The 6,990-nt window shown below is 71.6% G+C and carries 8 protein-coding genes; 5 read left to right on the top strand and 3 right to left on the bottom strand.

What is annotated here, in order from left to right; genetic code table 11:
• Positions 1 to 326: 326 nt before the first annotated feature.
• Both AB0C76_RS18580 and AB0C76_RS18575 read right to left on the bottom strand, forming a co-directional pair.
• On the bottom strand, positions 327 to 1,208 hold the full coding sequence (locus tag AB0C76_RS18580) for a helix-turn-helix transcriptional regulator (protein WP_359966042.1): 882 nt from the start codon (positions 1,206 to 1,208) through the stop codon (positions 327 to 329).
• Between the two features lie 72 nt (positions 1,209 to 1,280).
• Positions 1,281 to 2,075, bottom strand: coding sequence for an SDR family oxidoreductase (locus tag AB0C76_RS18575; protein ID WP_359966039.1), 795 nt, complete (start codon positions 2,073 to 2,075; stop codon positions 1,281 to 1,283).
• A gap of 480 nt (positions 2,076 to 2,555) precedes the next feature.
• On the opposite strand from AB0C76_RS18575, the gene AB0C76_RS18570 reads away from it, so the two are divergent.
• From AB0C76_RS18570 to AB0C76_RS18550, 5 genes are all read left to right on the top strand, one after another.
• A complete protein-coding gene (locus AB0C76_RS18570; protein WP_359966036.1) occupies positions 2,556 to 3,434 on the top strand; it encodes an endo alpha-1,4 polygalactosaminidase in 879 nt (292 codons plus the stop codon).
• Between the two features lie 77 nt (positions 3,435 to 3,511).
• Entirely contained in the window at positions 3,512 to 4,225 is a 714-nt protein-coding gene (locus AB0C76_RS18565; protein ID WP_359966033.1) for a molybdopterin-dependent oxidoreductase, read from the top strand.
• On the top strand, positions 4,209 to 4,814 hold the full coding sequence (locus AB0C76_RS18560) for a cytochrome b/b6 domain-containing protein (protein WP_359966030.1): 606 nt from the start codon (positions 4,209 to 4,211) through the stop codon (positions 4,812 to 4,814). Before AB0C76_RS18565 ends, AB0C76_RS18560 begins: the two co-directional genes overlap by 17 nt.
• A gap of 379 nt (positions 4,815 to 5,193) precedes the next feature.
• The gene (locus AB0C76_RS18555; protein WP_329925756.1) at positions 5,194 to 5,406 is read left to right on the top strand and encodes a cold-shock protein; all 213 of its coding nucleotides are present in this window, start codon (positions 5,194 to 5,196) and stop codon (positions 5,404 to 5,406) included.
• Positions 5,407 to 5,478: 72 nt separating this feature from the next.
• Entirely contained in the window at positions 5,479 to 5,805 is a 327-nt protein-coding gene (locus tag AB0C76_RS18550) for a hypothetical protein (protein WP_359966027.1), read from the top strand.
• 114 nt (positions 5,806 to 5,919) lie between these two features.
• Here AB0C76_RS18550 and AB0C76_RS18545 read toward each other — a convergent pair whose 3' ends face one another.
• Positions 5,920 to 6,906, bottom strand: coding sequence for an alpha/beta hydrolase (locus tag AB0C76_RS18545; protein ID WP_359966025.1), 987 nt, complete (start codon positions 6,904 to 6,906; stop codon positions 5,920 to 5,922).
• Positions 6,907 to 6,990: the final 84 nt, after the last annotated feature.

Below are 6,990 nucleotides of genomic sequence, written 5' to 3'. Positions count from 1 at the left end.
CCGATGCTGGACTTCTTCATCGTCAACGTGGCCCTGCCCACCATCGACCACGACCTCGCGGCCGGGCCCGCCGTCCTGGAGCTCGTCGCCGCCGGTCCAGACGATTCTCGGTGATCCTGCGTGCGGTCGGCCCAGCGGCCAGCTCCGGGCAGGACCTGCGCGACAGCGGTACGCCGGTCTCGGCGGGTGGCTGACAGGCGAGCGCCTTGGCTTCGGCGACCTGCACGGAGGCGAAGCGGGCGGGGCGTCGTGGACCGGGGGCCGACCGACAGCGAGTCTGACGCAGATGCGGGTCACCGGCGGTGACACCGGCACTGCCCGGAAGGTCAGCGCGCGCAGTCGTCGGTCGGGATGGGAGAAGGGGGCTCAGTTGCCCAGGCCAGCAGCATTCGCAGGCTGTCGTGCGATGGGCTGCCCGACTCGGCAGCATACGTGATCAAGGCCTGATCGGGATCGTCCGTTGCGCGCAGGGTCTCGTAGGTCAGTTCCAGATCGCCGACCACCGGATGGTGGAACCGCTTGGTTCCCGAGGTCTTGTCCTGCACCGGGTGCTCGGCCCACCAGCGACGGAAGTCCTCGCTCTTCATCGACAGTTCGCCGATCAGGCTCGCCAACCGGGGGTCCTCGGGGTGCCGTCCGGCGTCCAGGTGGAGGTAGGCGACGTTCTCGCGGGCGCAGGAGGTCCAGTCCGCATACAGTTCCCGGGACGTCTCGTCGAGGAAGGTGATCCGGGCGATGTTGCGCTCAGCTGGGTCGAGGGCCGCGTAGTCGCCGAAGAGGGCGGCCGCTGCCGGGTTCCAGGCGAGTATGTCCATGCGTCGGCCCATCACTACCGCCGGCATGTCCACCAGCTCGTCCAGCAGCCGCTGGAGCATGGGGCGCACACGTGGCGGCCCGGGCTGGCGCCAGGGAACGGGCCGGGCGGCGGGCTCCGGTCGAGCGAGGCGGTGCAGGTGCCGGGTGGCGTCCCCGTCCAGCCGCAGTGCGCGGGCGAGAGCGTCGAGCACCGCGCCCGAGGGGTTGGGCACACGGCCCTGTTCCATTCGGGTGTAGTAGTCGACGCTCACCCCGGCGAGTTGCGCGATCTCCTCGCGGCGCAGGCCCGCGACCCGGCGCCGGCCCCCGAAGTCCGGCAGGGCGACGTCTTCGAGGTGCAGGAGGGAGCGGCGGGTGCGGAGGAACTCGCCCAGGTTGATCGATGTGCTCATGCGACGATTGTGGCCCGTCGTGATGGGTGGCTGCCTGGCCCTGCCGGGGCCAGGCAGCCACCGCACCCGCCGTCAGGAGGCAGGGACGGCGGTCACCAGGCCCCCGTCGACGGCAATGTCCTGGGCGGTGATGTACGACGACCGCGGGGAGAGGAGGAAGGCCACGGTCTCGGCGATGTCCTGGGGCCGGCCGAGCCGCCTCAGCGGCACCTGGGACCGGATGGCATCGTGCGAGGCGGGGTCCGGGTTGGCGGCATCGAACATCTCGGTGACGATGTAGCCCGGGCTGATCGAGTTGACCCGGATGCCGCGCTCGGCGAGATCACTGCCCAGCGTGCGGGCAAGGTTGTGAACGGCGGCCTTGGTGGCCGCGTACACCGGTGCGACGGCCAGGCCCCGGTGCAGTGTCCACGAGGCGTTGATCACGACGGAACCGCCACCCGCGGCGTCGAGCAGGGGCAGGACCTTCTGGACCGTGAAGAACACCCCCTTGAAGTTGACGTCGACGCTGCGGTCGAAGTCCTGCTCGGTGACCTCGCCACTGCGTTGGAACACTCCGACCCCGGCATTGGCGAACACCCCGTCCAGACGTCCGTGGCGTTCACGGATCAGGGCAGCCAAGCGGTCGAGATCGGCGAGGTTCGCGGAGTCGGCCCGGACCGTGGACAGACGGGCGCCGTGGCCGGACGCCATGTCCAATTGTCCGACCGCGCGGTCGAGGCGGGCATCGTCGCGGCCGGTGATGACGATATGGGCGCCGGCTTCCAGGAGCAGACGCGCGGTGGCCAGACCCATCCCGCTGGTTCCGCCGGTGATCAGGATGACACGGTCGTGGAAGCCGGTCACATCATTGTTGCTGTCGGTCATGACCACAGCTTCGCCACCAGCTTTCGGGCGAACCAGGTCCAGGTCGACCCGGGTCTTCCGGGCCCCCCTTCTGTGGCCGGTCGAGACGGCATTCGCCACGCCTCCCTGGACCTCCAACGATGCGACAGGCACCGCCCGGCCCCTCGGCCCGCCGGCCCCGCCTCCCGCCGGTGCCCGCCCCCGACAGCGCGACCGTCGCGGCGAGGCCGCCGACGACCGGGGAACGGTGCAAGCGGTTCGTCAACTTGGCTTCTTCTAAAGGGATTTGACGTGTGTGTCGTCATTCTGTGGCGGCGGCCGTGGCCGTTCCCGTCCCAGACTTGTGGGGCGGATTCCAGGCCCGCCGCACCGATTGATCGGGCGTGAACGGAGCATTAAGCGTTCATTGGGATTTCGTCCCAGGCGCCCGTGCGGGGCCGAGGGTGATCCACAGCCCGCTAAGGTGAGCCTCAGTGCCACCACCCCGCTTGGAGACCGACGATGTCCATCAGCCCTGTCCGTCGCCGGGCCGCTGCGGCGCTGGCCGTCTCGGCCGCGGCCGCGCTCGTGCTGTCGTCGTGCAGCTCCTCGTCCGACGGCGGGGGCGACTCCGACTCGGACGGCTCCGCCACGGCCCCCGCCACCGGCCCGTCCCTGCCGCCGCCCACCAGCGTCACCCTGCCGCCCGAGCACGCGGGCTTCGACTACCAGATCTCCTCGCCCTACCAGCCCCCGGCCGGGGTGCAGGTGGTCAGCCGCGACCACGGCGCGGCGCCGGCCGCCGGGATGTACAACATCTGCTACGTCAACGCCTTCCAGGCCCAGTCCGGCGCCGAGAAGGACTGGGAGCCGGATCTGCTGCTCCGCGACGGCGGCGGCAAGGTCGTCTACGACAGGAACTGGAACGAGGCCCTCCTCGACGTCCGCACCGACGCCAAGCGCCAGCGGATCGCCCAGAAGGTGAACGGCTGGATCGACGAGTGCGCGGCCAAGGGCTTCAACGCCGTCGAGCCGGACAACTACGACAGCTACACCCGCTCCGACAACCTGCTGACCGCGGCCGACGTCGAGGCGTTCCAGACGGTGATCGCCGCCCACGCGCACGAGAAGATGCTCGCGATCGGCCAGAAGAACACCGTCGAGCTGGCCGGTGACCGCCAGAAGGTCGGGCTGGACTTCGCCGTCGCCGAGGAGTGCGGCGAGCAGGACGAGTGCGGCGGCTACGTCGACGCCTTCGGCGACCGGGTCTACGTCATCGAGTACACCGACAAGGGCCTGTCGAAGGCCTGCAAGGGCTGGGGCGACAAGCTGAGCATCGTCCGCCGGGACAAGAACGTGCTGCCGCAGGGCAAGGCGGGCAACGTCCGCAAGACCTGCTGAGCCCGGATGTGACGAAACCCTGACGACTCGGCTCCGCCCCTGGTCAAGACGGGGGCGGGCCTGGTCGAATCAACGGCGTGGACAGTACAGCGCACAACGGGAAGGGCACCCCGGTCGGCCGCCGGGTCGTGCTCGGGCTGCTCGGCCTCGGCGCGGTCGGCGTCGCCGCCGGGCCGTACCTGCAGAAGGCCCAGGACACCGTGGCAGGCAAGGACCCGACCGGCCTGACCGGGCTCCTTCCCGGGGGCGGCGGCTTCCGGTACTACTCGATCACCGCCTCCGTCCCCGAGCGGACCGCCGAGACGTACACCCTGAGCGTCGGCGGCCTCGTCGACCGCCCCGCCACCTTCCGCCTCGCCGAACTCCAGGCGATGCCCCAGCGGCGGATCGTCCACGACGTGCAGTGCGTGACCGGCTGGCGTGTCCCGGACACCCCCTTCGAAGGCGTCCCGCTGTCGCACCTGCTCGACGCGGCCGGCGTGCGACCCGGCGCGCGGGCCGTGCGGTTCAGCTGCTTCGACGGCGCCTACACCGAGAGCCTCACCCTCGACCAGGCCCGCCGCGACGACGTCCTCGTCGCCCTGCGCATGCAGGACGCCCCGATCTCCCACTCCCACGGCGGCCCGGCCCGGCTCTACGTCGCGCCGATGTACTTCTACAAGTCCGCGAAGTGGCTCTCCGGCATCACCGTCACCGACGCGGTGCAGCCCGGCTACTGGGAACAGAACGGCTACGACGTCGACGCCTGGGTCGGCCGCTCGAACGGACGTGACGATGCACCGACCTCCTGAGCTCCTGCGTCGCTTCACCCGCGCCGAACGCTGGGTCCACCGCGTCACGGCCGCCCTGATGCTGATCTGCCTCACCACGGCCGCGTTCCTGTACGTGCCGCCCCTGGCCGAACTCGTCGGCAGGCGACGGCTGGTGGTGACCGTCCACGTGTGGTGCGGCCTCGCCCTGCCCGTCCCGCTGCTCCTCGGCCTCGCCTCCCGCGCCCTGCGCGCCGACCTCTCCCGTCTGAGTCGCTTCACCCCGACGGACTGGGCCTGGCTGCGCACCCTGCGCACGCGCGCCGCCGACCGCCCGGCCGGCAAGTTCAACGCGGGCCAGAAGCTCTACGCCCAGTGGACGCTCGGCGCGATCCTCGTCATCGTCGGCACCGGCCTGCTGATGTGGCTGACCCACCTGGCCCCGCCGTCCTGGCGCACCGGCGCGACCTTCGTCCACGACTGGCTGGCCGCCGCCATCGCCGTCGTCACGGTCGGCCACATCCGCATGGCCGTCCGCGACCCCGAGGCCCGCCTCGGCATGCGCACCGGCCTGGTCGACCCGTCGTGGGCCGCCCGCGAACACCCGGAGTGGGACCCGGAGCGCCCCTGAGGGAGGACAACGCCCCGCCGGTGACAGGGAACCGGCGGGGCGGGCCCGTCCGCCTGCATGTCGTGCTCGCGGGGCTGGTCGAGCCAGTAGCCCGCCGCGGCCCGGCCGCTCAATGGGTCAACCGCTGGTGCGCCGCCCCCGGAGCCATGCGAGGAACTCGGCGGAGAACTCGGTGCCGCCGCCGCTTCGGGTCGCCATCGCCGTGGGCGGGGTGGTGGCGCTCGCCTTCGAGGTGGTCCCCTCGCGATTGCCCGCTCCCCGCTGACCCGTCCGGTTCACCGGCGCTACCCGGACGGCTCGACTACTGTTCGTGTTTGCAGGCGCGCCCTGCGTGAGAGGATCGCGGGGCAAGGCGATCCACGTGCGACAAGGAGAAGACATGGCCGAGCGTCAGAACGGCACCGTGAAGTGGTTCAACGAGGAGAAGGGCTACGGCTTCATCAGCCCCGAGTCCGGTCCGGACCTCTTCGTGCACTTCCGGGCGATCGAAGGGCAGGGCTTCAAGTCCTTGATGGAGGGCCAGAAGGTCTCTTTCGAAGCCGTTCAGGGCCAGAAGGGCATGCAGGCCGACAAGGTCCGCGTCGAGCAGTAGAGCAGTGGAGCAGTGCGGCCGTCGGCGGCGTGGAGGGGTGTCCTTCCGTCGGCCGCGGGCCGGCGTGGCGGCTTGGAACATGACGAGCGGTCGGTTCACGCCTCGTCGTTCGGCGCGGCGGCGGTCGCGTACGCCGAGCATCGTCCGGGCTACGTGCAGGCCGCGGTGCGCTGGGCGCGGATCGCGGCCAGGCCGCCGGCCACCTGCTCGCCCTGCTCGTCAATTGGCCCGGCCCCGTCGGCCCCGGACAATCTCGCCTCCGACGACGACCCGAACCCCGAGCCCGAGGAGGTCGCCATCGGCTTCTACCGCGACCTCGACATCGACGGCACCCTCACCGCCGTCCTCGACCAGGCGCACGCCATCAGCTTCCTCACCCGGCTCCGCGACCAGCACTGACCCGCACCCGCACGGCCCGCCGCGCCCGGCCGCCACCCTCCGTGGCACCCGACGCGGCGGGCCGTAAGACACACTGTCCGCCGAACTGCCGAACTGCCCGGCAGCCCGACCGGTTCAGCCCCGGAGGGTGGCGAGCCAGTCGGTCAGCAGGCGGTTGACCTCGTCGGGGCGTTCCTGCTGGATCCAGTGGCCGCAGGCGTCCAGGAGATGGGAGGCGGTCAGGCCGGGGAGGGTGGTGGGGAAGGCGTCGATGGCGTCGGACATCCAGGTGGTGGAGGCGTCCAGGGCACCGCCGACGAACAGGGAGGGCTGCTCGATAGCGGCTCCGCGGTGGGGGGCGAGGTCCTCCCAGTCGCGGTCCATGGTGCGGTAGCGGTTGAGGGCGCCGGTCAGCCCGGTGCGCTCGAACTCCCCGGCGTAGACGTCGAGGTCGTCCTCGGTCAGCCAGGCCGGGAGGACACCGACGGGGAAACGGTCGCGCAGCCGGCCGCCGCGGGCGACGAAGTGCGGGTCGGGCTCGTGCGGTGCGGGCATGGTGTCGGCGGACAGGGCGGCGTAGAAGCCCCTGAGCCAGTCCCTGACGTCGGGCTCGATCTCCGCCTCGGCGCGGCCGGGCTGCTGGAAGTAGGAGACGTAGAACTCCTGGTCAGGGCCGCCGAGCCGGCCGAAGACGTCGGTGGGGCGGGGGCCGCCGGGCGGCGCGTAGGGGACGCTCAGCAGGGCCAGGGCGCGGAAGACCTCGGGGTGGAGCAGGGCGGAGGTGGCGGCGATGTTGGCGCCCCAGTCGTGGCCGACGACCACCGCGTTCTCCTCGCCGAGGGCGCGCACGAGTGCGACGTTGTCCTCCACCAGGTCCAGCAGCCGGTAGGCGTCGGTCGCCTCGGGCTTGGAGGAGCGGCCGTAGCCGCGCACGTCGAGGGCCGCCGCACGGTATCCGGCCGCGGCCAGGGCCGGGAGCTGGCGGCGCCAGGAGTACCAGGACTCGGGGAAGCCGTGCACGAGCAGGACCAGCGGACCGGTGCCCTGCTCGACCACGTGCAGGCGCCCGGCGGGGGCCTCGACGGTGTGGTGGCGGAGTGCGGCGGACGGCTCGGACTTCATGGGGTCTGCTCCTCGGTACGCGGGCGGACGGGCACCCGCCGATCATGCGGTGTGGTGACCGGCCGAGGCGATCGGCGTTGCCAG

The sequence above is a fragment of the Kitasatospora sp. NPDC048722 genome (assembly GCF_040650235.1).
Taxonomy (GTDB): Bacteria; Actinomycetota; Actinomycetes; order Streptomycetales; family Streptomycetaceae; genus Kitasatospora.
The sequence above is the reverse complement of the archived record's forward strand: the minus strand, read 5'-3'. Positions and strand labels throughout refer to the sequence as shown.